Origin of the sequence: Moraxella oblonga NBRC 102422 (genome assembly GCF_001598275.1) — a bacterium.
GTDB classification, from domain to species: Bacteria; Pseudomonadota; Gammaproteobacteria; order Pseudomonadales; family Moraxellaceae; genus Moraxella; species Moraxella oblonga.
The window spans coordinates 1-23,079 of record NZ_BCYQ01000038.1; the positions used below are offsets into that span (position 1 = coordinate 1).

Below are 23,079 nucleotides of genomic sequence, written 5' to 3' on the forward strand. Positions count from 1 at the left end.
ATGTTTGAATCAAGACATAAAAAAACAGCCCAAAGTTGGACTGTTTTTTTATCGTTATGTTAGAAACGGACAGTTGCACCCAACTTCACGATAGGATACCATGATAGGTTGTCGTCTTTGATTTTCTTTTCAAGTTCTGATTGTAGGTTTGGTGCGGAATTTTGGACACTTTCAGAGACCTCAACACGAGTTTTCCAGTCGCCAGTATAGACTGCACCAATTTCACCAAACATACCAAAACGCTTGTCGCTGTTTGGTTTAAAACCAACGGTCAAATAAGGAGCAAGGCTACGACCTGATTCGGCGTGGATATTGACCTCACCTGAGGTTGGTACGGTGTGTCGTGTGCCATTGATGGTGATGTCAGAACTTTCTTTTGCGGTCAGTTTGGCATCAATATCGTTACGTTGGAAGATGACCCCAGTACCTACGGTAAAACGGTTGGCAAATGGGCGTACTTTTACACCAACATAAGGGTTGTTGAAGTCAGTATTTAGGGCAACATTACCAACAAAATCTTCATACTCATCACCCAAGACTTTGTTCCAGTTGATGATAGAATCATTGTCGTTCAAATCAATATCTGTGCTGGTTTTGCCACCTGCCCAACCAACAACCACTTCGGCAGTTTCGTTGGCAGACCATGCAACGTTCGCACCATAGCCTAGTGTACCAACTTCCAAACTGACGGCAGCAGGGTTTTTGGCAGTATTAAATAAAGTTTTGCCAGCATTGGTAACAGCGTTGTTTGCCATAGCAACACCAGAAGATAGGGCGACAGCGACAGCAAGTAATTTAATGGCTTTCATTATTTCCTCCTAGCCTAATTGAATGGATAATTCAATCATGATTGAATTATGCTTAATATTCTAATGTTATTTTTTGTTAAAATCAAGATAATTAAGCAAAAATGACATTTTTTAATAGCGAAACTAAAATCATCAATGTTGTTTTTGTGAGTAGATGTAAAATGATATTGATATTTATTATTTTTTTTAAGATAATAGATTGAAAAATAATGCAAAGAGATAAATCATGAAAGCAGTATTTTTAGACAAAGGCACATTTTCTGCCAAAGTAGATTTGTATGCACCGCATGGAGTGAGTGATTATGTGGTGTATGATAGTACGCCCAATGACCCTGCCATTATTATTGAGCGTGCCAAAGAAGCAGATATTATTATCACCAATAAAGTGATTTTGGATGCCAAAGTAATCAAATCATTACCCAAGTTAAAACTCATTCAGCTCACCGCCACTGGCAAAAACAACGTTGATGAAATGGCGTGTGCCAAACATGGTGTGGTATTGTTTAATGTTGAGGGTTATTCGGTGGATAGTGTGCCTGAGCATACTTTTATGATGATGTTGACTGCCATGCGAGCGGGGATTTATTATCACGCCCAAGCCACTAATGGCAATTGGCAAAAAGATGGTAAATTTTGTCTTTTAGATGTGCCGATTTTGGATTTGGCAGGGCGAACGCTCGGTGTTGTTGGTAGGGGTGTGATTGGGCAAAAGGTTGGACAAATCGCCCAAGCCTTTGGCATGACGGTATTGTATGCTGAGCGGGCAGGACAATTTCCAAGAGATGAGAGTTATACCGCCTTTGATGAGGTATTGGCACGCTCAGACATACTAAGTTTACATTGCCCATTGACACCTCAAACACACCATCTCATCAATGATGAAAATATCGCCAAGATGGCAAAAAAACCTCTCATTGTCAATGTCGCTCGGGGCGGCATTGTGGATAGTGGCGCGGTGGTGCGTGGGCTAGATGGTGGGCAGATTTTGGGTTATGCAACCGATGTTTTTGAAAAAGAGCCATTTGCAGATGATGAGTTGTTAATTCAAATTAAAAATCATCCACGCACTTTTTTTACCCCACATAATGCTTGGGGTAGTCATCAAGCCCAGACACGACTTTGGGGTATTTTGTGTCGGCAGGTTGAAAAGTTTATCCAATCACAATAGTTTTTGGTATTTGTCATTATCCGCAACTCAGTGCTGGCTGAGTGATAATGTTTAGATGTGTTGAATTTTTTCTCTTAATGCAGGTAAATGACGGCGTGAAACGGATAATTTTTCACTCATGCCCCGAAAACGCACTTGGTATTGACCATTATCCACCGTTTCAAGCAGTTCTAGGTACTCCAAATTGATGAGTGCATTGCGGTGAATGCGAAACATGATGCCGTCAAATTCTTGTTCCAAATCTTTGAGTGTCTCATCAATGAGTACAAGACCGTTTTTGTGGCGAACTTTGATGTACTTTTGGTCGGCAGTAAAATAATACACATCTGCCAAAGCGATAAGTTCTAGCCCACGATGAGTGCGGGCAGTGATGTATTGGCGGGGGCAAGTTTTTTTGCCTTGTTGTTTGGTGATTTGATTGTATTGGGCAAAATTCAAACAGCACGATTTTTGTAAGGCGGTGTCCAAATCCTGTTCATTGACAGGAATGGGCAAGTAATCCACCGCACCTGCTCTAAGTGCTGTCAAAATCGCATGAGCATCGTCCAGTCCTGAAAAAATCAAGGCAGGCGGATACTCAAATTGTTGTTTGAGTGTTTGATAAAAATGAGTAATGTCATAGCTATGAGCATTGAGTAAAATGACATCTGTGTGGTGCATTTTGATGGCGGTGATAATCGCCTCTAAGCTTTCTGTTTCTAAGACAATTTCATGTCCTAGATTTTTGACCATATCCGACAGATATCTGCGTACGGCTGGCTCTGTATCACCGATGATGATTTGCACGGCTGACTCCTAAATATCTTTTATGTTTTATTGAGGTTTAATCAATGAATGTAATACCAAACCCAAATGTATAAAATTTATACAAAAAAACTAACACATTTAACAACATATGTACATAATAACATAAATATTTTAGTTTTTATAATCGTTTTTTTTGTTTGCATGAAAAAAGGGTTTGTTATTTAAAAAATCAATTAAAAAATAGGTTTTTTTAAATAAAAAAATAATATGGACGGTTGTTTTTAAAATGATTTGCCAACCACAAAATTTGATGTAAAATGACCTTATTTATTTTGGAGATTTTTCATGACAACCCAAACTTCCTCCATGTGGGGCGGACGATTTAGTGAAGCCACCGATAAATTTGTGGCTGAGTTTACCGCTTCAATCAATTTTGATAAACGCCTGTACGCTCACGACATACAAGGTTCCATCGCCCACGCCACAATGCTTGGCGAGTGTGGGATTATCACAAAGGACGAAAGCCGTCAAATCGTGGACGGACTTAATCAAGTCAAAGCCGAGATTGAACAAGGCGACTTTGTTTGGCGTGTGGAGCTTGAAGATGTGCATATGAACATTGAAAGCCGTCTGACCGCCATTGTTGGCGATGTCGGCAAAAAACTGCACACAGGCAGAAGTCGCAACGACCAAGTGGCGACCGACATTCGCCTGTGGCTACGAGATGAGACCGACAACATTTTGGCACTACTCAAACGCCTGCAAAGCGGACTGCTTGACCTTGCCGAACAGCACACCGAAACGATAATGCCAGGCTTTACCCATTTACAGACTGCCCAGCCGATTAGTTTTGCCCATCATTTGATGGCGTGGTTTGAAATGCTCATTCGTGATAGCCAAAGATTGGCGGACACTCGTAAAAGAATTAACCAAATGCCACTAGGCAGTGCCGCCCTTGCTGGCACGACTTACCCGATTGACCGCACGATGACCGCTCATCTTTTGGGCTTTGAGGGCATTTGCCAAAACTCGCTGGATGCAGTTTCTGACCGTGATTTTGCTATTGAATTTGCCAGTGCTGCCAGCATTTTGATGATGCATTTGTCTAGAATGAGCGAAGAGATTATTTTGTGGATGTCGGCACAGTTTGGTTTTGTGCAGGTGCCTGACCGCTTTTGTACAGGCTCATCTATTATGCCCCAAAAGAAAAACCCTGATGTGCCAGAGCTTGTGCGTGGCAAGACTTCACGGGTGTTTGGCGATTTGACCACGCTTTTGACATTGATGAAAAATCAGCCGTTGGCGTACAATAAAGACAATCAAGAAGACAAAGAACCGCTTTTTGATATTGTGGATACGCTAAATGGCTCGCTTTTGGCATTTGCTGATATGCTCCCAAACCTTGTACCCAATGTGGATAATATGCGACAAGCCACCTTAAAGGGCTATGCCACTGCCACCGATTTGGCAGATTATCTGGTCAAAAAGGGCTTGCCGTTTCGGGACGCTCACGAAGTGGTGGGCAAGGCGGTATCTCTTGGTGTGGCAAAAGGCATGGATTTGGCAGAATTGTCATTGGATGAACTGCGACAATTTAGTGAGTTAATCGGACAAGATGTCTTTGAATGTTTGACCCTTGAAGGCTCGCTAAACGCCCGTAATCATATTGGTGGAACAGCTCCAATGGCGGTTAAACAGGCGATTGAAAATGGCAGAAAAAGAATTGCTTAATTGTGCCTTGACGGTTTTGGCTTTTTAGGCTATCATTATTAAGCTATTTATCTTTTGTGTATGATTATGAATGCAATTATTTTAAAACAATCTCATTCAATGATTTGTATTTGCTACCCTAATTTTAGGAGTGGTAAGCTTAGTCGTGCATAAATTTTTTTGCAATGGTAAACCACTCAAATTTTTGGGTGGTTTTTTTATTTTAATTTTTGGAGTTTTTTATGAAAAAAGTCATTTCTTTATTCAAAAGAGATTATGAAGGTACTCGCCAAGTCTATGATGAAATCGTGGCAGGGGCGGAGTGGGTTGTGGCAGGCGAAGGCGTAGCAACGGTCAAGATTGACGGCACTTCCACGCTCGTCCAAGACGGCAAACTCTACAAACGCTATGACGCCAAAAAGGGCAAACAACCGCCCATAGGGTTTATCCCCGCCCAAGAGCCAGACCCTGTTACAGGGCATTGGCCGGGCTGGGTGGCGGTGGAAGCTGATAACCCTGCCGACCGTTGGCACAATGAAGCCTTTGCCGATTTTGTGGGTGATGATGATACTTATGAGCTGATTGGTCCAAAGGTGCAAGGCAATCCGCACAAAGTCGCCATGCACCAACTTGTCAAACACGGGGCTTGGCGGTTTGAGAGCGAACCGCCCCGAGATTTTGACGGCTTAAAACAATGGTTTGAAGCCAATGTGGTGGAAGGTATTGTGTGGCACAGAGACAATGGCGATATGGTCAAAATCAAACGCCGTGATTTTGGCTTGCAATGGGGAAAATAGGGCGGATTGTGCTTGCAAGATAGAGCTAATTTTTGTAAACTGATGGGGTACTGTCAGTTTACAAGGTTAAAATTATGCTCGTTGCATACCAAGCCAAAATCAATGGCAATCAAATCCATTGGATAGACACACCGCCTGATGTGTCTGATGTGGAAGTGCTGATTTTGCCAAAACAAAAACAAGAAGCCCCCAAACCTAAACGCCAACCCCCCAAAGAATTACAAGGACAACTAAAAATTGTAGGCGATATTTTTGATATGTCAGAAAGTTATCAAGAGTGGGAGCATTTTAAATGAAATCACTCTTATTGGATACGCATATTTTATTGTGGTATGTCAATGAGTCTGATTTGCTTTCTGATAAAATCAAACAAGCCATTGATACTTATGATAATGTCTATGTTTCGGCAATTTCGTGTTTTGAGATTAATTGGCTTGTTCACCACAATAGAATTATTTTGCCAAATGGTCTTGATTACACGACTTGGATAACACACATTCAGCAATTAACTGACATTGAATTTTTAAACATCACACCAGAAATTGCCAGTTTGTCGGTTGAATTGCCCGAACACCACAAAGACCCTTGGGACAGACTTATCATCGCCACCGCCTTAATTCACGATTGTTATTTGGCAAGTGTAGATACCAAATTCCCTTTGTATCAAGAATTAAGTAACAAACTTATTAACTAAAAGGCAACCCAAATGACCGAAATTTTTAACCCCAAAGCCAACCTAGTATTTTGTCGCAAATACCAAGAAAATTTGCCAAAATTGCCTGCTCCACCATTTCCCAATGCCAAAGGCGAGGAGATTTTTAATACCGTCTCAAAAAAAGCATGGGACGAGTGGATTGAGCTACAAACCATGCTCATCAACGAAAAGCATTTGAGTATGGTGGATAAAGACGCCAAAAAATTCATCGCCGAGCAAAGAGAGTTATTCCTAGACAATGGCGACTACGAACGCCCAGCAGGGTTTAAACCAAAAAGCCAATAAATGTGAAAAAAAATCGGACGTAATGTCCGATTTTGTTTATTGGTATAGGCGTAAAATATTGGGATAACCTAGAACTTGACGAAGTTTTTCAATGGCTTCTTCTAGGTGTTGGCGTGAACGTACGACTACTTTTAATTTGGTTGTACTGGCTTTACCCTTGTCATGCTTGTCCTCTGATTTGGTGGTATTTTCCACACCGACATTAATGGCACGTAGCTCATAAATGGCTTGGCTAATTTGCTCTTCGTTGAGTGTGGCGTGAATTTGTAGGTTGGCTGAAAAATGCAGTTGATGAGCATGATGGTCAATATTGACGTCATTTTTCCAACCAAGCTGAATGATTTGGTAGGGACTTTCAGCTCTGATGGCTTGTAGGCTATAACATTTGTGGCGGTGTATGGTCAAGCCTTGACGCGATGACAAATGACCGACAATATTATCACCATAGATGGGATTACAGCATTTACCAAAGCTTAATTCTACGCCTTTTACTCCTGCTATCAGGTGTTTGGATTGGGTGATTTCTTGACCGTCAGCAATATCCACCTCTTCACTAAATAGACGTGAAATGACCAGTTGGGGCAACAGCGTGCCTGTGGCAATCTGCATAAAGATGTCTGTTTGGCTCTGTACGCCACGCCATGCCAAAATGTCTCCCCAATCCTCATCGCTTAAATCCGATAGGGTTTTGTCATAAGCTTTTAAGGCACGAGCCAGAGCCTCCTTGCCAGCTTCTTGTTTTTGGGGGTCGTCTAGGTGTTTTAAAAATTTTAAAATCTCATGGCGCGCTTTGGTGGTTGCAACAAACCCTAGCCAGTCGGCTTTGGGCGTGGCATTTTTGTCAGTATCAATGCTGACGGTATCACCATCAGCCAACACCAAGCCCAGTTTGCCATGTTCGCCGTTGATGTCAGCACCTGTGGCGATGTTGCCAATGGCGGGTCCTACAGCATAAGCAAAATCAAGAGCGGTCGCCCCACGAGGCAACTCATAGGCACGCCCTTGTGGGCTATAACAGACGATTTTGCGTTCGTGTAGGTAGCTCATTAGGTTGTTGATGACAGCGATGGCACTTTCGGCGTTATCACTATCTACATCTTGATTGACGAGGTCTTGCATATTTCTAAGACTTGCCTGTATGACCGAATGGCTGATGTCGCCTTTATCACGTCCAATCACTCCAAGTCTTGACGCTTCCTTCATGCGTTTGGTAAGTAGGGTAACTTTGATGTAGTTGTGGTCTTTTTCATAAATTAATGTCAATGATTGGTTGCCACCTGCCAATGGTTTACGAATGTTGTCTTGGATATTGCGGTCGGCAATTTCATATTTTTGAATCAAATAATATGCCAATTTATCACAAGAGGCAATGTCGTCCAACACCACCTCAAAATCATACTGGCGAATCAATCGGTTGATTTCACCACGATTTTTAAAAAACTGGCGATACATGGAGGTGCGATTGTCAAGCACTTGTACATGACCATTTAGGCTTAGATTGACAAGTAAATCTTGTAAATAAGTGCTACTTTCTATCTTTTGGAATTGCCGTCCCAGTCCATGTTGGAGAAGTTTGTCGCTAAATTTGGTGTACATGGCAGGATTAAGATTGCGATAACACAGCAATTCAATATAATCAGCGATGTCATTTAGACCCATGATACGAGCAAAAGGGATATAAAAATCAAGTGTCTCACGAGCGGTGGATTTTTGTTTTTCTTCACGCACTGCATCTAATGTACTCATGTTGTGTAGGCGGTCAGACAGTTTGATGATGAGTACACGAGGGTCGGTTAGGGTTGCTACCAAAATTTTGTGGAATGTCGCTGCTTGGCTGTGCTGTTTGCTCATGCTTGATGATTTGAGTTTGGTAACGCCGTCCACCAGTTTGGCAACCGTCTCGCCAAATTCTGCCACCAACATATCATGAGTTACTTCGGTATCCTCTACGGTGTCATGTAAAATGGCGGAAATGAGCGTGTCTCTATCTAGTTTAAAGCCTGCAATAATCTCCGCCACCGCAATGGGGTGAGTGATGTAAGGTTCGCCTGATTTGCGTTTGTCTTTGATGTGGGCGATGTCACCAAAATGACATGCTCTAAGCACATCTGCACGCTCATGAGTGGATAGATAACCAATGGCGTGCATGAGTGAATTTTTGGCTTCGTCAACCAAAGGGTGGCTTAGGTATTTGGGAATGTCATTGGGATAATAATTGGCTAACATAAAAACTCCTTAGGTTGGTCGAGTTTATTTTGGCTTTGTTGTGTTTAAAATATAGGGGCAAAAAAACCACCACTGATTTATGGTTTTATCAGCGTGGTTATTTGATGTGGCGTTTGGTTATTATAATAAGCAGTTTTTATGATAAAAGTCAAGGACTTTTGGGTTTATTTTGCATTAAAAAAGCCATGCTAAAAACATGGCTTTTGGATTTAAAATCCGCTATGGTTGGATAATGGCAAATCAAAACTGGGCGTTTCTTTGATAAAATGCTCATCTGGTTCATCTAAAATATCACGAGTTACACTGCCGTGAGCAATCTCACGCAAAGCAAGGACGGTAGGTTTGTCGTTTTCGGGAGTAACAGTTGGTTCTACACGACCAAGTGCAAGCTGACGAGCTCGTCTTGATGCCACCAAAATCAACTCAAAACGGTTGTCCACATTTGCCAAACAATCTTCAATAGTAACTCGTGCCATATCGCTCTCTTTAAATGATACAAGGATAATCGGTTATTATAGCTTATTTTTGCCAAAATACCAATCAATTTGCAAGCAATGCACTGATGAGTTGTTCGTGGCGAGCAGTTTGTTTGGTAATGGCAAGCCGATAGGTGGTAACAATTGCTTGTAATTCGCTTAGGGCGGTATTAAAATCATCGTTGATGACCACGTAATCAAAATTGACAAATTCTTGCATTTCACGCACCGAACCTGCCAGACGTTTCTCGATGACTTGAAGACTGTCTTGGTCTCGTCCGATGAGACGGCTACGCAACGCCTCACGGCTTGGTGGTAGGATAAAAATCATCACCGCTTGGGGCATGAGTTTTTTGACCTGTAATGCCCCTTGCCAATCAATCTCCAAAATCACGTCCATGCCAGCATTCAACAAATCATTGACAGCAGTTTTACTTGTGCCATAATAGTTGCCAAAAACTTCGGCGTGTTCTAAAAATTCAGATTCGCCCACCAGACGGATAAATTCCTCCTGATTGGTAAAATAATAATGCTCGCCATTTACCTCGCCACGTCTGGGCTGACGTGTGGTGTGTGAGATGCTCACCACGATGTCTTTGGTGTTTGCTAGCAACTCCTTGACAAGGGAAGTTTTGCCTGTACCAGAGGCGGCGGTGATGATAAAAAGTGTGCCTGTGCTGATTGCCATGATAAACTCCAAAAGTAGTGATGATGTTATTTTATCATAGTTGTGCGACTTTATGATAGATTTGATGAATGGCGACTTTCGTGATTTTTTAATCATCGTGGGGATAGAAAGATGAAATTTATGTTACAATGATTTTTTTAAATCATCAATTCAATCATGACAAATACTACCCTAAACCCAAAACCCAACGATATTATTCCCCCAAAATCCACCCACGCCCAAAAATATGGCGACAAATTTATCTTGCGTGTTGTATCCATCAATGTCAATGGACTGCGAGCCGCCGAAAAGAAGGGGCTATTTGCTTGGCTTGACAAATCCGATGCCGATGTCGTCTGTATGCAAGAAACACGGCTAACACACGAGCAATGGGACGATAAATTTAAGCCCCACAGCTGGCACGCCCATCTATTTCCCGCCCAAAAAGCAGGCTATGCAGGCACCGCCATTTATAGCCGATTGCCGATTAAAAACATCACAACAGGCTTAGGCTTTGAACTTGCCGATAGCCAAGGGCGGTTTATTACTGCCGAATTTGATTTAAGCCAGTTTGGTCTTGATGAACCTGCCTTTATTTCATCATTATATCTACCTTCTGGCTCATCAGGCGATGAGGCTCAAGCTCGTAAGGATTTGTTTTTAAATGAATATAAAGCCATTTTAAAGCAATGGCGAGACAACAACAAATCGGTCATCGTCTGCGGTGATTATAATATCGTCCACAAAAAACAAGATATTAAAAACTGGTCGGGCAATCAAAAGGCTTCTGGTTGCTTGCCGCACGAACGGGCGTGGCTTGACCATATTTATAATGAACTTGGCTATGTGGATACCTTTAGAGTGGTACGCTTTGATAGCGATATTTATTCGTGGTGGTCAAACCGTGGACAAGCTCGTACCAAAAATGTCGGTTGGCGAATTGATTATCACGCCTGTTCGCCCGACTGGAAAACTCGCACGGTAGGAGCGTGGGTCTATCGTGATGAGTGGTTTAGCGACCACGCCCCTGTAGTGATTGATTATGTGCTTGGGTGAGTTTGGATAAATAAAAAACGTGGTTAATGCCACGTTTTTTTTATTATGTTTTTGCATTAGACTTTCTGTAAAACCCAAAAACAAGGAAAACCGTTCGTGGTGAGCTAAAACCGCCACTGTTTTCCGCCACCCGAAGGCATAGCTCGGGGCGAACGGAAAACCTAGTTTTTCAGGAAGCCTATTATTGAGATTGGGGTGTTTGCGTTATTCATGATTGGTGTAAAAAGCATTAAAATGATGATGACTCACCCTTTTTTCTATAGGTGGCAACTGCATATAATCCCCATAAACCGAGGTAAGCCATTCATCATATTTTTCAGGTACACGATACATCTTTCCTTCAAATAGTATCGTAATTGTGTTTTCAAAAATTTCAGGATTTACTAGCTCACATTCGCCATATCCCCATACTATATTTCCTTTTTTAATATTTGAACTGTCTAAGAATTTTTGATTTTCTATAACTGAATAAATTTTTTCAAAAATAAAAGACATGGGAATTATTTTTAGGTATTTTAGTAATAAGTATTTTCTAAAATACCTAAATCCTTTATATGGTGATAATTGTTGTAAGTATTCTTCATCAATAACTTTCCAATGGCGTTTTAATTTTACCCTATCGATGGTTTTTATCACATACTGAATATCTGACGATAATACAGTATCAATGGGAAATATGTCAATATTAACGCCAAAAATTTCTTTATCGATCAAACCTTTTTCTGTTACCAAAGTATTTTTCAAACAACATTTAATGAAAGGAAAAGATGATTTTTTATCAATTTCGTAACCATGAAGGTAGTATTGAGTATTTTTTTGACTGCTGTATAATTTAATAAATTTATCATAGTCTTCTCTTAACATACCAATATCAATATCATCATCCCAAGGAATGTAACCTTGATGTCTTACAGCCCCTATTAAAGTACCTGCCATTAAAAAATATTTAATGTTGTTGCTTTCACAAAAAGAGCTAACTTCGTCCAATATCTGAATTTGAAGCTGTCTCAATTCGTCTAAATCAATTTTTTTCATAAATAATCTTGCCATTTTATTAGGTGTATGCTGACGTGATGCTTTGTAAAATATCCAGTGTTGTAGAAAAACTTTTTTCAAGCTCTCTAATTTTTTCTACATTAACCAATGATAACGCTTGTTTGATTTCTGTGGTGGAAACATTTTCTGTGCGTTCTAGATAAATCACTTGGCAAATGTTGGATAAGTCGTCAAATTTTCCTTGCCAGTCATGACCCATACCAAAAATATCTACTTGGTATTTGATGATATCATCACGTTTTTGTTGCCAGTGATTTTCTGGAAATGCAAAATCAACATATTGTGAACTTGCAACAATCTCTAAGCGTTCTTCGTATGAAAAAAATGATTTTTTGCCTTTAAGAGCATTAAATTCATCGCTAGAAACACCCACAATTAGACGGTCTCCCAAAGCACGTAGGCGTTTAAGGAGTCTTACATGACCTACATGAAATAAATCAAAAGTCCCATAGGTTAATACTGTTGTCATGTGAAGTAACCTATGTAAAGAGGACTTTATTTATTGCGGTGTTATAAAGAAGTGAATTGGTGTGGATTAAATGAGGGGGGGGGGGGAGATAGACTTGCATAAAACTTTTTCCTACTTTGAAAATATCTCAATATTTAAACAACGACTATTCTTTGGTCATCTCTACCAAATGAGCGTACTTTCTTTCCCAATCCGCCTTTTGTATTTTATAAATTTCAAACACACAAAGCTCCTCACAGCCGTTGTTACAGCATTCAATGTCTTCGGGTGGTTCTGGTGGCGGTGGGATTTGTTCGGTCATGATTTTTTCCAAAAATCATAATCTAGCACAAAGTTTGCCCCCACGCAAACATTTTTGTGCTTTTTTGTAAGTTGGCTTGATATTGGCGGTGGTTGGGTTATAATTTACAAATGTAGATTTTTTGGAATGTCAATGATGTTAAAAAAAACACTCCTAGTCAGCATACTAAGTACCAGTTTGGTTGTGCCAATGATGGGTTGTTCTAGTACAACAAACTCTGGGGTGGTAGGGGCTGACCGCAAACAGCTACTTTTGGTGTCTAGCGAAGAAGTGCTAAACCTTGCTAATCAAACTTATCAACAAACCATCAGTGAGGCTCGTAGGGCAGGTAAATTGGACGTAAATGCAAGCCAAGTAACTCGCCTTAAACGTATCGCCAACAACCTTATTCCGCATACAGGTGTCTACCGTGCAGATGCAGGGACGTGGCAATGGCAGGTGCATGCCATACAGTCTGACAGTGTCAATGCTTATGTCATGCCGGGGGGCAAGATTGTTTTTTATAGTGGTATCATTGAAAAGCTAAATCTTACTGATGCCGAAATTGCTGCCATCATGGGACATGAGATGGCACACGCCTTGCGTGAGCATAGTCGTGAGCAGATTAGTCGTCAAGTGGCGACCAGTAGTGTCATTGGGATAGCATCTAGTGCATTGGGTTTGTCATCAGGTCAAGCACAGCTTGCCAGCTTGGCAGGCGAGGTAGGTTTATCTTTGCCACATTCTCGCACCCAAGAAGCTGAGGCGGATAAGATTGGCTTGGAGCTGATGGCAAGAGCAGGCTACAACCCAAATGCTGCCGTTACCTTGTGGCAAAAAATGCAAGCCCAATCAGGCGGTGGCTCGCCCCAGTTTCTAAGCACGCACCCAAGTTCAGCCAGTCGTATCAAAGCAATGCAGGATTTGATGCCGACAGTTTTGCCTTTATACCAAGCATCACCCAAGCGAGGCTAACATGAGTGTGTCACAAACAATCCTATCATTGGTGTCTGCCTTAAATCCAACTTATGTGGATTTGCAAAACGAAAGCCATCATCATGCACATCATTTTGAGGGTAAGGAGAGTCATTTTAAACTCACCATTGTCAGCGATGATTTTATGGGTAAAATGCTTGTGGCTCGTCATCGCATGGTGTATGCACTTGTTGATGAATTGTTGATTGCCAATGGTGGCACGCTTCATGCCTTAGCCATTCATGCTTATACCCCTGATGAGTGGGCGAAGCAAAAAGTTGCCCCAGACAGTCCAAACTGTGCTGGGCAAAATCACTAACCTTTTGGAATTATTATGAAAAAATTATTTATGATAACCACACTTTTGGCGACAGTCTTAACAGGCTGTGCCACCACAGGCAACATTGCCCCCCAATATGTCAGCCCCACCAATTATCAACATCATGATTGCCAAGCTCTACAAAGCGAAGTAGCTCGTATTAGCGACCTTGCCAAAGCAACCGAAAATCAAAACATTGGTCTGTCGGCCTCTGGCATTGGTGTGGGCATCGTGGGCGGGCGTGGCGGTATTTATCCCTCTATCAGTTTTGGTATGGGGACTGGCAGTGGGCAACGCCAAGCCAAAACCAACAAACTTGCCAAACTCTATGGCGAACACGATGCCATGATTATCACCGCTCGTCAAAAGGGCTGTGCTTTTGCCAAAGGCATAAAAATCTATGGCGAATGATGTGGCAATGCTTAGCGATGAGCTTGTCTCATCGCTTGATGAGAGATTGATTGGGATTTGTCGGCAGGAGCTTTTGGATAAAGGACTGTGCGATGGGCAGGTGAGTGCCATGCTTGATGTGCGAAATTTGGCGTGCCCCATGCCACTACTAAAAGCCAAAGTTGCCTTGCGTGGTCTTAAAAATCACCAAGCCCTGTATTTGCTGGCGAGTGATAGAAATTCTCAGACTGATTTAAAAGCCTTTTGCCAAAAAAACCACCACCATGTCATCACATGGCAGACACATGATGGTGAGGGTGATGTTTTTCATTTTATTATCATCAATAACATGAAAATAAATGATGAAAAGTAGTAGCTTTTGGGGCGGTTAGGTTTTACAATAGGGAAAATTTTTAAAAGAAGTGTAAAATGCCAAAAAAATACGATGATTATGACGGTTTTGCCGATGATGATTATGACGGTATCAGTTATGATACAAGGTTTGAGCGTTTTGGTAAATTAGACAAAGATGATGAATTGGGCTATGATTTTGATGATGAGCTAGGAAAGTTAGATGGGTTTGAGGGGGATTTTGATGATGTTGATGAGGTGGATATAGATGATGATTTTGATGACAAAACATCATCTCTTATTCATCACAAACAAACCCCCACTCATTATGACGTGCCTACTCGTGAGCTTGTCCCTGCCATGCCCACACATCTGACTGCACCGGGGGTTAATTTGGGGGCGTATATTAATACTGTTCACCAAATCCCCATACTTACTCCCGAAGAAGAAAAGCAACTTGCCGAACGCTACTACCACGATGGTGATGTAGAGGCAGCACGGCTTTTGGTCATGAGTCATTTGCGTTTTGTGATACACATTGCTCGTAGTTATTCAGGCTATGGGTTGTCGCAGGCTGACCTTATCCAAGAAGGTAATTTGGGATTGATGAAGGCGGTCAAGCGTTTTGACCCTACCAAAGGTGTGCGATTGGTGAGTTTTGCGGTGCATTGGATTAAGGCAGAGATTCACGAATTTGTCATCAAAAATTGGCGGATTGTGAAAGTTGCCACCACCAAAGCTCATCGTAAGTTATTTTTTAATTTACGCAGTCTTAAAAAATCCAGTAATCAGCTTACCCTAGAAGAAGCAGAAGCCATTGCCAAAGATTTAAATGTTACGGTAAAACAAGTCTTGGAGATGGAGAGTAGACTAACTAGCTATGACGCTTCTTTTGAAATGCAAGATTCTGACGAAGATGATGGGCGTTATGCTCCCCAACTTTTTTTAGAAGATGCCATTGACCCTGCCCAAGTGGTTGAGGACGCAGATTGGGAAGGCAACACCAACAACGCCCTACAAATCGCCATGCAAGGACTGGACGATCGTTCACGAGACATCATTACTCAGCGTTGGCTTGCTGACCAAAAATCTACCCTGCACGAACTTGCCAATCAATATAACATCTCAGCTGAACGAGTTCGCCAAATTGAAAAAAATGCCATGGATAAAATCCGTGAGGCAATGACCTTGGATAATGTGCTATTGGACGATTAAAAATGATTGCGATAAAATGGCTAAAAGTTTCAGCTTTTGACATGGCGTTAGCGGTGGGTCTGGGTGCGTTTGGGGCTCACGGACTCAAGAAAATCGCAAGTCCCTATGAACTTGAAATTTGGCAAACTGCCACATTATATCTATTTGTGCATGGTCTAGGGCTGTTGGTGCTTGGTGTGTTACAAACATTGGGTTATCGCATTGGCAAAATCGCCCTTACTTTACAAATTGGTATCATGATATTTAGTGGTACATTGTATCTTATGGCACTAGGTTTTCCTAGATGGCTTGGGGCGATTACGCCTATGGGTGGCACGCTTATGATTGTAGGGTGGCTTTTGCTGGTCTTTTTACCATTAAAAAAGGAAAAATCATGAAACAAGTGAGTGTTAATGGCATGCCATACACCACCGACAAGACTGATGTTAAAGCATTGCTTGATGAACTAAAACTCACCGAAGGTCGTTTTGCGGTGGAGATTGATGGTGTGCTTGTGCCAAAATCACGCCTTGATGATGTGGTTATCACAGATGGCATGAAAATAGAAGTGGTACAAGCCGTAGGTGGAGGGTGATGTAACCATAACTTACAAAATGACCACAAATCGGTCGGGTGTATATAAATACACCATTTAATAGATAGAATCTAAAATGGCGTGTTGTGTATATTTGATGTTTAATGTGGATTCTATAATATTTTTAAGGTTGTTACATGTTCACCTTTGATAAATCGGCAAATGCAACCCAGCTTTGCCATGTAGTACCCCAACAGCAAATAATTGTTGTTTGGGGTTTTTATCGGTCAAAAGGTTGGCGATGGTGGTCAAAGTTGCCCCTGTTGTAACAACATCATCAAACAAAATCACATAGCGAGTGGTGGGGTAGTCGGTGATATAAAAATCATTTTTGACGTTTTGTAGTCGTTCATCTCTATCCAATCCACGTTGGTGGACGGTATTTTCGGTGCGTTTGATGATGTCAAAAATGGGAATTTGCCAATGATGGGATAGGTATTTGGCAAGTGTCAAGGCAGGGTTGAAGCCTCGTTTGATGAGTCTGTTTTTGGTGGTGGGAGTGGGTATGATGACAGCGTTGTCATAGGATAAGTTGTTGGGTTGGGGCAGTTGGCGAATGAGATGGTATAGCACCATGAGTGCAGATAGATTTTCGTGGTCTTTGTAGGCACTCATGACATGGTCAAAAGGTGTATCATAATGCCCACATACCATGAGTGGCAATGGTTTGTTGGCATTGATGACAAAAGTGGGTAGGGGTGTGATGAGCGTTTGGCAATCATGACAAATCAGCCGTTTGTGATTGCAAAACACCATCGCTCCACACAGATGACAACCGCCATGCACACCAGTCATGACGGTTGCCAAAAAATGTGGGGGTAGGCGAGGTATCAATTATAAGCCCATCCAATCATTTAACATAATCCCGACACCGATGGTGGTGGATTCGTGGTTATAATCCACAATGGACTGCCCATAGCCTTGAAAAAGCTGAACATAGCCACTCACACCTCTACCAATGGGGTGAACGTAGTCAAGTTGCAATGCACCTTTTTGGGTTTTTGGGTTGTAGCGGACCGTGCCAGAGATGTTTTTGCCTTGTTGGAGTTGATATAAAAATTTGACATCGCCATAGCCATAGTAATCCATGATGTCTGGGTTGTCATCTGGCTTGCTGGTGTCGCTGGCTTTGGCAAATCGTGTCCACACTCGTGGCATGACAGTAAGGTTGCCCCATTCCATGCCCGCCATTGCATAAATTCTGTTCCATGAACGTGATAATGGGTCATCTTCACCATTGGAATGATGTACTGCACCTGCCCCAATCATGCGTAATTTGCCTCCAAACGGCAAATCGCCTTTCACAGGTTGTGTCAAAAACATCTCTGGTTGATAATCATGAGCCCTAAATGGGCGAGAGTGGTTTTCATTATAGACTTGCCAATGCGACTGCTGGGTATAACCTAGCCACAAATCTGCATTCGTCCCAAAAACATCTTGGGCGACTTTGGATTTAAAGGAGGCTTGGAATTTAAGTTCAGTATTTCGCATATCATCGCCAGTATAGTGATGTGCTGGCTGATTGGGTGTACTTGGGCTATGGTTTGGTTTGGCATTGACAAATACTGGCAAAATGTACATGGGATTGTGTGGTCTGGCACGCCACAGTCCAGCATCGCTATTTTTGTCCAAATCGTAAGCCAAACTAAGTGGTGTATACTGCTCTGGCGTGCTATTAATGTCTGCTGTTTGTTTGTTTTGGGTGTTAATTTCTTGGTCAGCAAGGACGATTTGAGGATCGCCCTTAAAGGTGCTAACGACTGTCTTTGAAAGGTGTAGAGGTCTTTTTTCACTTAAAGTGCTTGGGACTTCACCTTGTGCCAAACTGTCAAAGCAAGCCAATCTTGCTCCGTCATTAATGATAGAGGCACATTGATAAAACAGCTCTTCACCTTCTTCTTTTGAGTTTATGTGAAGATGTTCTGGTTGCGTCTGTTGGTTGGTGGTATCTAGATTTGGTGAAGCAAAATCGGTGGCATGTGAAATAATGCGGTGAGTTACTTCGTTATTTGCCCATACATGATTGCTCATGGCAAGTAGTGAGATGGTTAAGAAAGTAGGAGAAAGTAAAGTTTTTTTCATGGTATGACTCATTATTTATTCATATTTTTGACCGTTAAATAAAATCCAACCACCCTGATGGCGACCTGCGGGGTCATGATGCGTCCAATGTACCACACCGCCTTTGTCAGTGTATTCGTATTCACCATAAAAAGAGAGATTGTCGCCTTTTTTAAGCCCTTTGACATAAGGGGCTAGGTCTATGTTGTGGGCGATGAGTACGGTGTCAGAGTAGCCGTCTAATCGCACGATGAATTTTTGATGGCGTGAACCTTCGTTGTCATCTGCTAAGGTTGCAACAACCGTGCCACAACCACCCACTTGTATGTTTGATTGCTGATTTTTAAAACTTTGGATAATCAGTTCATTATGGCAACTGACGTTGGCTTGTTGGGTTGCCTTGTCTTTGTCGCCAGCTTGCTCGTTGCTTGCTTTTGGTTTATTTTGAGTGTTTTGGGGTTGTTGGTCTTGCTTGGTTTGGGTGGTGTTTTGGGGATTTGGAGTTTGTCCGCCTTGTTCGCCACAGCCAAACAAGGCAATCACCCCAATCGCCAATAATAATTTTTTCATGATTGTTCCTTGTTTTCACTTTGGCGTAGGGCTTTGGGTAGGCTAAATGTGATGTTTTCTTCTATGCCTGATAATTCTAGAGGCTTATCTCCGCCCCATGCTTGTAAAGTGTCTAGCACTTCGGTGATGAGTATCTCTGGTGCGGACGCTCCTGCGGTTACGCCTACTTTGGAGACGCCATCAAACCATGTTTTGTCCATTTGGGAGGCATTATCTATCAAAAACGCTTTTGCTCCTAGACGCTCTGCAAGTTCACGCAAGCGGTTGGAGTTTGATGAGTTGGGGCTACCCACCACTAGGACGATTTCACATTCTTTGGCAAGCGATTTGACAGCATCTTGGCGGTTTTGGGTGGCATAGCAAATGTCATCTTTTCTTGGGGCGTTGATTTTGGGGAATTTGTCTTTTAGAGCGTCAATCACTTGGGCGGTATCGTCCATAGATAGTGTGGTTTGGGTAACAAAAGCAAGCTCTTTATCTGCTTCAAAATCAAGTTTTGCCACATCGCCCACATCCTCAACCAAATGAATGCGACCGCCAAAACTTGTGTCAAAACGCCCCATTGTCCCTTCTACTTCAGGGTGTCCTGCGTGTCCGATGAGAATGGCATCTTTGCCCTCTTTGGCAAAACGACCCACCTCAATATGTACTTTGGTAACCAATGGGCAGGTTGCATCAAACACCGTCAAATCACGGCGAGTGGCTTCGTCTTCAACTGCTTTGCTGACGCCATGAGCCGAAAAAATCACAATCGCCCCATCTGGCACTTCGTCCAACTCTTCAACAAAAATCGCCCCACGAGATGCCAAATCCTCAACCACAAATTTGTTATGCACCACTTCATGACGCACATAAATGGGTGGATTAAAACGGTGTAAGGCTTCATTGACGATGGCGATGGCTCTATCCACCCCAGCACAAAAACCACGAGGGTTGGCAAGTAAAATTTGCATGGATTTTCTCAAAATAAATTTGCTAATTTTACCCAAAAATACCCAAAATAACCACGATTTTTAAGTAAAATTATTTTAACAAGATGGCGTAAGTGGCTTAATTTGGTGGTAAAAACATGATACACTAGATTCTTTTGTGAGTATTGATTTGATGACATGATGAAAAGTACGTTTTTTGATTTACGCAGTGCTTATGGTCAGCTTGTATTGATTGTATTTTTACCCATCATGTCTATGGCACTCATGGGGGCGTACTCGGTGTTTTCGGAGGTGCGTCAGTCAGTTTTATCCGAGCAAGAGACGATTGCAGTAGCCTCTTTGATGCGTTATGAGCCGATGGTGCGTCCGTTGCTTCATGACATACAAATGGGGCGATACAGCAATCAATACATCGCAAGCCAACTTGCCAGCGAGCCTGTCAAATGGCTTGATAATGTCAAAACCCATGAAGGCTTATTGATGAGTATTTTGGGGTTTAAACGACAATCTCACAAAGAATGGCTAAAAAGAGTGGTTGTAACAGACAAACAAGGCAAAATACTCATCAATACAGGGCTTGATGTGGGTTGGCATGAGTTTGATGTCAATGCCACCACCTTGACACGCCTAAACACAAAAAACGGCACTGCCTATGGTATGCCCATTATGACAGGGGGTGAGCAGTTTTGGTTGTTTGTAGACATGGACAATCAACCTCTTGTCATCACTTATTATCGTGTGTTGTTGGCATTAATGGTAACAGGGCTAATTACCATGCTTTTACTTCTGTTGATTTTAAATATTTATTCTAAACGCTGGATTGCTCCCATTTACGAAATGCGATTGCATTTGCAAAAACTAAGCACAAACACACTCACCCACCCTTTAACCATCAAAGATGAAGGAGAGTTTGCATTACTTCGTAGAGATTTTGCTGAAGCATTGGGGCGACTTAATGACAGTTTTATTGAGTTACAAACTCATGCCCAAGAAACCGAAGCGGATTTGCAACAGGCTTTTGACGAACTTGAAATGCAAAATATCTCCATTCGCAAGACTCGTGATGATGCCATTAGTGCCAGTCAAGCCAAAACTGCTTTTTTGGCAAACATCAGCCATGAATTGCGTACGCCCCTAAACAGTATTGATGGCTTTATCGGTTTGCTTGCTCGCCATGAGGATTTGACCCCTGAACAAAATCTGTACGTCCAAACCATTAAAAAATCTTCTGCTCATCTGCTTGCTTTGGTCAATGATGTGCTTGATTTTTCAAAAATGGAGGCTGGCAAATTGGTGCTAGATACGCACGAATTTGATTTGTATGCTGTGATTTATGATGTGGTGGATATGCTTTCGCCCTCTGCCCTAGAAAAACATTTACGGCTTTGTGTGCTTTTTTATAATGACGTACCAACTCATGTGGTGGGTGACAGTTTGCGTATCAAACAGATTTTGACCAACCTTGTGGGCAATGCCATCAAATTTACTGATACAGGCAGTGTGGTGGTCAAAGTCATGTTGTCTGATGATAAAGATAACTTTTTGCACATCAGTGTTGAGGATACGGGCAAGGGCGTGAGCGAATCAGATAAAGCACAACTCTTTAAGAGTTTTGGGCAAGGTGATTTGTCGGTAACTCGCCGTTATGGGGGGACGGGACTTGGGCTTGTGATTAGCAAACAGCTTGTTCGGCTTATGGGTGGACAGATTGGGTTTTTTGACAACGTCAGTAGCAACATCGCCAAATCAGGGGCGACTTTTTGGTTTGACATACCCATTCATTTGCCAGAGCTTAATGCACCCATCACAACGTTTGAACAGCCACTTGCCCCAGTAAAAATTTTAGTATGGATAAATCATAATTCAACAAGGCAGGTGCTACAAGCAAGCCTTGCCCAAACAAAGATAGAGATTTATTTTGCGATAGGTTTTGCTGATTTGTTAGAACAGCTTGATAAACCCAATCATGGTTTTGATTGGGTGATTGTGGATTATTTTGGGCAGGACGCTTCACTTGATGATGTGGGGGCGATTTTACGTCAAATCCGCACCCGCTATCAGGGTCAACTATCTGCTTATGGCTATCAGGTGGGCATGGATAATGCTCTGCTTGCCCAGTATAAAACACACCCTTTATATGAACCTATGGACAAACGCCAATTGTACGCCATGCTCACCAATCAGCACATACCCATCAATGACAACCAAGTACAATTTACGGGCAAAACTGTCTTGGCGGTTGATGACCATTTTCCTAACCTGTTGGTATTAAAAGCATTGCTTGGTGAGTTTGGTGTGGAAGTTTTGACGGCAAATAGTGGCTTTGATGCCATTGACATCATGAGTAAAGCAATCACAGGAGTGGGTGTGGCGGTGGATTTGATTTTTATGGACATTCAAATGCCTCGTATGTCGGGGCTTGAAGCATCGCTTGAAATCCGCAAAATTGAGCAAGCTCACAAAGCAAGTGGTGTGCCGATTATTGCTTTGACTGCTCATGGTCTGTCTGATGAAAAAGACCGTTTGGTGGCATCTGGTATGAGTGATTATGTCAGTAAACCCATTGGGCTAAATCAGCTTGCTCACACGCTCCAAAAATGGTTTGGTGAGTCTAACGAATCCAAAATGACCGAAGTTGTCATTCAAGTTCCCAAAATAGATGATAAAACCAAATCTTATGCCAAAACCGATGATGTGCTGGCAGATATTGATTGGGCGGACGCTTTGGAGCGGTCAGCAAACAAGCCTGATTTGGCAAAAACACTCCTTAGTATGATGATAGACAGCAGTGAAAGCGAAAAATTGGCATTGGAGAGGGCATGGGCGGACAGAGATCGTACATCTTTGGCGGACATTGCTCATCGTATTGTGGGAGCGTCTCGTTATACAGGAGTACCAAAACTTCGCACCGCTTCTGAAACGTTTGAACAAAAATGTCGCACCAACCTATCAGACACGTCAGCAGGGCAATTCATTGGTATGCGTCCAAGTTATCGTACGCTGATTGATGCACTAGACAGTTTGGAAAATATTAACCTAGAAGCATGGCTTGATGATAATGCCCAATGACCATGCCAAAAATAACGCACAAGTTGGCGTTTGGGGTGAGTTGTTGCTAAAATAATTCACCAAACATATCACATGAGAAAATGGTATTGTTAAATAAAGATAGATTTTAAGGTTTTTCGTTCGGACTGAGCTTGTCGAAGTCTAGGAAAACAGTGGCGGTTC

Annotated in this window: 27 protein-coding genes; 15 read left to right on the top strand and 12 right to left on the bottom strand. The window is 42.1% G+C overall.

The window, feature by feature from the left end; translation table 11 throughout:
- Nucleotides 1-59 precede the first annotated feature (59 nt).
- Nucleotides 60-809 (bottom strand): hypothetical protein, encoded by a 750-nt coding sequence (locus tag MOB01S_RS09660; RefSeq protein ID WP_066804565.1) that lies wholly within the window; start codon nt 807-809, stop codon nt 60-62.
- 226 nt (nt 810-1,035) lie between these two features.
- Between MOB01S_RS09660 and MOB01S_RS09665 the strand changes: the two genes are divergently transcribed.
- Nucleotides 1,036-1,977: a D-2-hydroxyacid dehydrogenase gene (locus MOB01S_RS09665; protein WP_066804568.1), complete on the top strand. Its 942-nt coding sequence runs from the start codon at nt 1,036-1,038 to the stop codon at nt 1,975-1,977.
- Nucleotides 1,978-2,028: 51 nt separating this feature from the next.
- Here MOB01S_RS09665 and MOB01S_RS09670 read toward each other — a convergent pair whose 3' ends face one another.
- Entirely contained in the window at nt 2,029-2,763 is a 735-nt protein-coding gene (locus MOB01S_RS09670) for a LytR/AlgR family response regulator transcription factor (RefSeq protein WP_066804571.1), read from the bottom strand.
- 306 nt (nt 2,764-3,069) lie between these two features.
- Here MOB01S_RS09670 and argH point away from each other — a divergent pair, with 306 nt between their 5' ends.
- The 5 genes from argH (at nt 3,070) to MOB01S_RS09695 (ending at nt 6,231) form a co-directional block, all read left to right on the top strand.
- Nucleotides 3,070-4,455 carry an argininosuccinate lyase gene (argH, locus tag MOB01S_RS09675; RefSeq protein WP_066804574.1) on the top strand — a complete coding sequence of 462 codons (1,386 nt, stop codon included), beginning with the start codon at nt 3,070-3,072 and terminating at the stop codon, nt 4,453-4,455.
- Between the two features lie 221 nt (nt 4,456-4,676).
- A complete protein-coding gene (locus MOB01S_RS09680) occupies nt 4,677-5,231 on the top strand; it encodes an RNA ligase 1 family protein (RefSeq protein ID WP_066804577.1) in 555 nt (184 codons plus the stop codon).
- 74 nt (nt 5,232-5,305) lie between these two features.
- A complete protein-coding gene (locus MOB01S_RS09685) occupies nt 5,306-5,527 on the top strand; it encodes a hypothetical protein (RefSeq protein WP_066804580.1) in 222 nt (73 codons plus the stop codon).
- Nucleotides 5,524-5,925, top strand: coding sequence for a type II toxin-antitoxin system VapC family toxin (locus MOB01S_RS09690; RefSeq protein ID WP_066804582.1), 402 nt, complete (start codon nt 5,524-5,526; stop codon nt 5,923-5,925). The genes MOB01S_RS09685 and MOB01S_RS09690 overlap by 4 nt, the downstream gene beginning before the upstream one ends.
- Before the next feature lie 12 nt (nt 5,926-5,937).
- Nucleotides 5,938-6,231 carry an oxidative damage protection protein gene (locus tag MOB01S_RS09695; protein WP_066804585.1) on the top strand — a complete coding sequence of 98 codons (294 nt, stop codon included), beginning with the start codon at nt 5,938-5,940 and terminating at the stop codon, nt 6,229-6,231.
- 36 nt (nt 6,232-6,267) lie between these two features.
- Here MOB01S_RS09695 and MOB01S_RS09700 read toward each other — a convergent pair whose 3' ends face one another.
- The 3 genes from MOB01S_RS09700 to gmk all read right to left on the bottom strand — a co-directional run bounded on the left by MOB01S_RS09700 (nt 6,268) and on the right by gmk (nt 9,621).
- On the bottom strand, nt 6,268-8,457 hold the full coding sequence (locus MOB01S_RS09700; protein ID WP_066804589.1) for a RelA/SpoT family protein: 2,190 nt from the start codon (nt 8,455-8,457) through the stop codon (nt 6,268-6,270).
- Nucleotides 8,458-8,666: 209 nt separating this feature from the next.
- Entirely contained in the window at nt 8,667-8,933 is a 267-nt protein-coding gene (gene rpoZ, locus MOB01S_RS09710; RefSeq protein ID WP_066804595.1) for a DNA-directed RNA polymerase subunit omega, read from the bottom strand.
- Nucleotides 8,934-8,997: 64 nt separating this feature from the next.
- Nucleotides 8,998-9,621 (bottom strand): guanylate kinase, encoded by a 624-nt coding sequence (gene gmk / locus MOB01S_RS09715; RefSeq protein ID WP_066804598.1) that lies wholly within the window; start codon nt 9,619-9,621, stop codon nt 8,998-9,000.
- A 156-nt stretch (nt 9,622-9,777) separates the two neighbouring features.
- Here gmk and MOB01S_RS09720 point away from each other — a divergent pair, with 156 nt between their 5' ends.
- Complete coding sequence (locus tag MOB01S_RS09720; protein ID WP_157073957.1) at nt 9,778-10,656, top strand: exodeoxyribonuclease III; 879 nt, start codon at nt 9,778-9,780, stop codon at nt 10,654-10,656.
- Between the two features lie 204 nt (nt 10,657-10,860).
- On the opposite strand, the gene MOB01S_RS09725 is transcribed toward MOB01S_RS09720, so the two are convergent.
- From MOB01S_RS09725 to MOB01S_RS12180, 3 genes are all read right to left on the bottom strand, one after another.
- Complete coding sequence (locus MOB01S_RS09725) at nt 10,861-11,691, bottom strand: LicD family protein (RefSeq protein ID WP_066804601.1); 831 nt, start codon at nt 11,689-11,691, stop codon at nt 10,861-10,863.
- A gap of 19 nt (nt 11,692-11,710) precedes the next feature.
- The gene (locus MOB01S_RS09730; protein ID WP_066804603.1) at nt 11,711-12,181 is read right to left on the bottom strand and encodes an FAD synthase family protein; all 471 of its coding nucleotides are present in this window, start codon (nt 12,179-12,181) and stop codon (nt 11,711-11,713) included.
- 145 nt (nt 12,182-12,326) lie between these two features.
- Nucleotides 12,327-12,482, bottom strand: coding sequence for an oxidoreductase-like domain-containing protein (locus tag MOB01S_RS12180; protein WP_084349700.1), 156 nt, complete (start codon nt 12,480-12,482; stop codon nt 12,327-12,329).
- Between the two features lie 126 nt (nt 12,483-12,608).
- On the opposite strand from MOB01S_RS12180, the gene MOB01S_RS09735 reads away from it, so the two are divergent.
- The 7 genes from MOB01S_RS09735 to thiS are packed head-to-tail and all read left to right on the top strand — an operon-like array spanning nt 12,609 to nt 16,285.
- Nucleotides 12,609-13,436 (top strand): M48 family metallopeptidase, encoded by an 828-nt coding sequence (locus tag MOB01S_RS09735; protein WP_066804605.1) that lies wholly within the window; start codon nt 12,609-12,611, stop codon nt 13,434-13,436.
- Nucleotide 13,437: 1 nt separating this feature from the next.
- Complete coding sequence (locus MOB01S_RS09740; protein ID WP_066804607.1) at nt 13,438-13,755, top strand: BolA family protein; 318 nt, start codon at nt 13,438-13,440, stop codon at nt 13,753-13,755.
- Nucleotides 13,756-13,770: 15 nt separating this feature from the next.
- A complete protein-coding gene (locus MOB01S_RS09745; protein ID WP_174521839.1) occupies nt 13,771-14,166 on the top strand; it encodes a hypothetical protein in 396 nt (131 codons plus the stop codon).
- Nucleotides 14,156-14,518: a sulfurtransferase TusA family protein gene (locus MOB01S_RS09750; RefSeq protein ID WP_066804609.1), complete on the top strand. Its 363-nt coding sequence runs from the start codon at nt 14,156-14,158 to the stop codon at nt 14,516-14,518. The genes MOB01S_RS09745 and MOB01S_RS09750 overlap by 11 nt, the downstream gene beginning before the upstream one ends.
- A gap of 56 nt (nt 14,519-14,574) precedes the next feature.
- Nucleotides 14,575-15,711 (top strand): RNA polymerase sigma factor RpoH, encoded by a 1,137-nt coding sequence (gene rpoH, locus MOB01S_RS09755; protein ID WP_084349701.1) that lies wholly within the window; start codon nt 14,575-14,577, stop codon nt 15,709-15,711.
- Nucleotides 15,712-15,713: 2 nt separating this feature from the next.
- Entirely contained in the window at nt 15,714-16,088 is a 375-nt protein-coding gene (locus tag MOB01S_RS09760; protein WP_066804612.1) for a DUF423 domain-containing protein, read from the top strand.
- The gene (thiS, locus tag MOB01S_RS09765; protein WP_066804614.1) at nt 16,085-16,285 is read left to right on the top strand and encodes a sulfur carrier protein ThiS; all 201 of its coding nucleotides are present in this window, start codon (nt 16,085-16,087) and stop codon (nt 16,283-16,285) included. Before MOB01S_RS09760 ends, thiS begins: the two co-directional genes overlap by 4 nt.
- 141 nt (nt 16,286-16,426) lie before the next feature.
- Here the strand turns inward: thiS and MOB01S_RS09770 are convergent, their stop codons facing one another.
- From MOB01S_RS09770 to ispH, 4 genes are read right to left on the bottom strand one after another with little or no spacing between them, the layout of a single operon-like run.
- Nucleotides 16,427-17,119: a ComF family protein gene (locus MOB01S_RS09770; RefSeq protein WP_157073958.1), complete on the bottom strand. Its 693-nt coding sequence runs from the start codon at nt 17,117-17,119 to the stop codon at nt 16,427-16,429.
- The gene (locus tag MOB01S_RS09775) at nt 17,120-18,367 is read right to left on the bottom strand and encodes a phospholipase A (RefSeq protein ID WP_084349702.1); all 1,248 of its coding nucleotides are present in this window, start codon (nt 18,365-18,367) and stop codon (nt 17,120-17,122) included.
- A gap of 15 nt (nt 18,368-18,382) precedes the next feature.
- A complete protein-coding gene (locus MOB01S_RS09780) occupies nt 18,383-18,916 on the bottom strand; it encodes a DUF3465 domain-containing protein (RefSeq protein WP_066804628.1) in 534 nt (177 codons plus the stop codon).
- Nucleotides 18,913-19,869: a 4-hydroxy-3-methylbut-2-enyl diphosphate reductase gene (gene ispH, locus MOB01S_RS09785; protein ID WP_066804631.1), complete on the bottom strand. Its 957-nt coding sequence runs from the start codon at nt 19,867-19,869 to the stop codon at nt 18,913-18,915. Before ispH ends, MOB01S_RS09780 begins: the two co-directional genes overlap by 4 nt.
- 159 nt (nt 19,870-20,028) lie before the next feature.
- On the opposite strand from ispH, the gene MOB01S_RS09790 reads away from it, so the two are divergent.
- Nucleotides 20,029-22,917 (top strand): ATP-binding protein, encoded by a 2,889-nt coding sequence (locus MOB01S_RS09790; protein ID WP_245640030.1) that lies wholly within the window; start codon nt 20,029-20,031, stop codon nt 22,915-22,917.
- Nucleotides 22,918-23,079 lie beyond the last annotated feature (162 nt).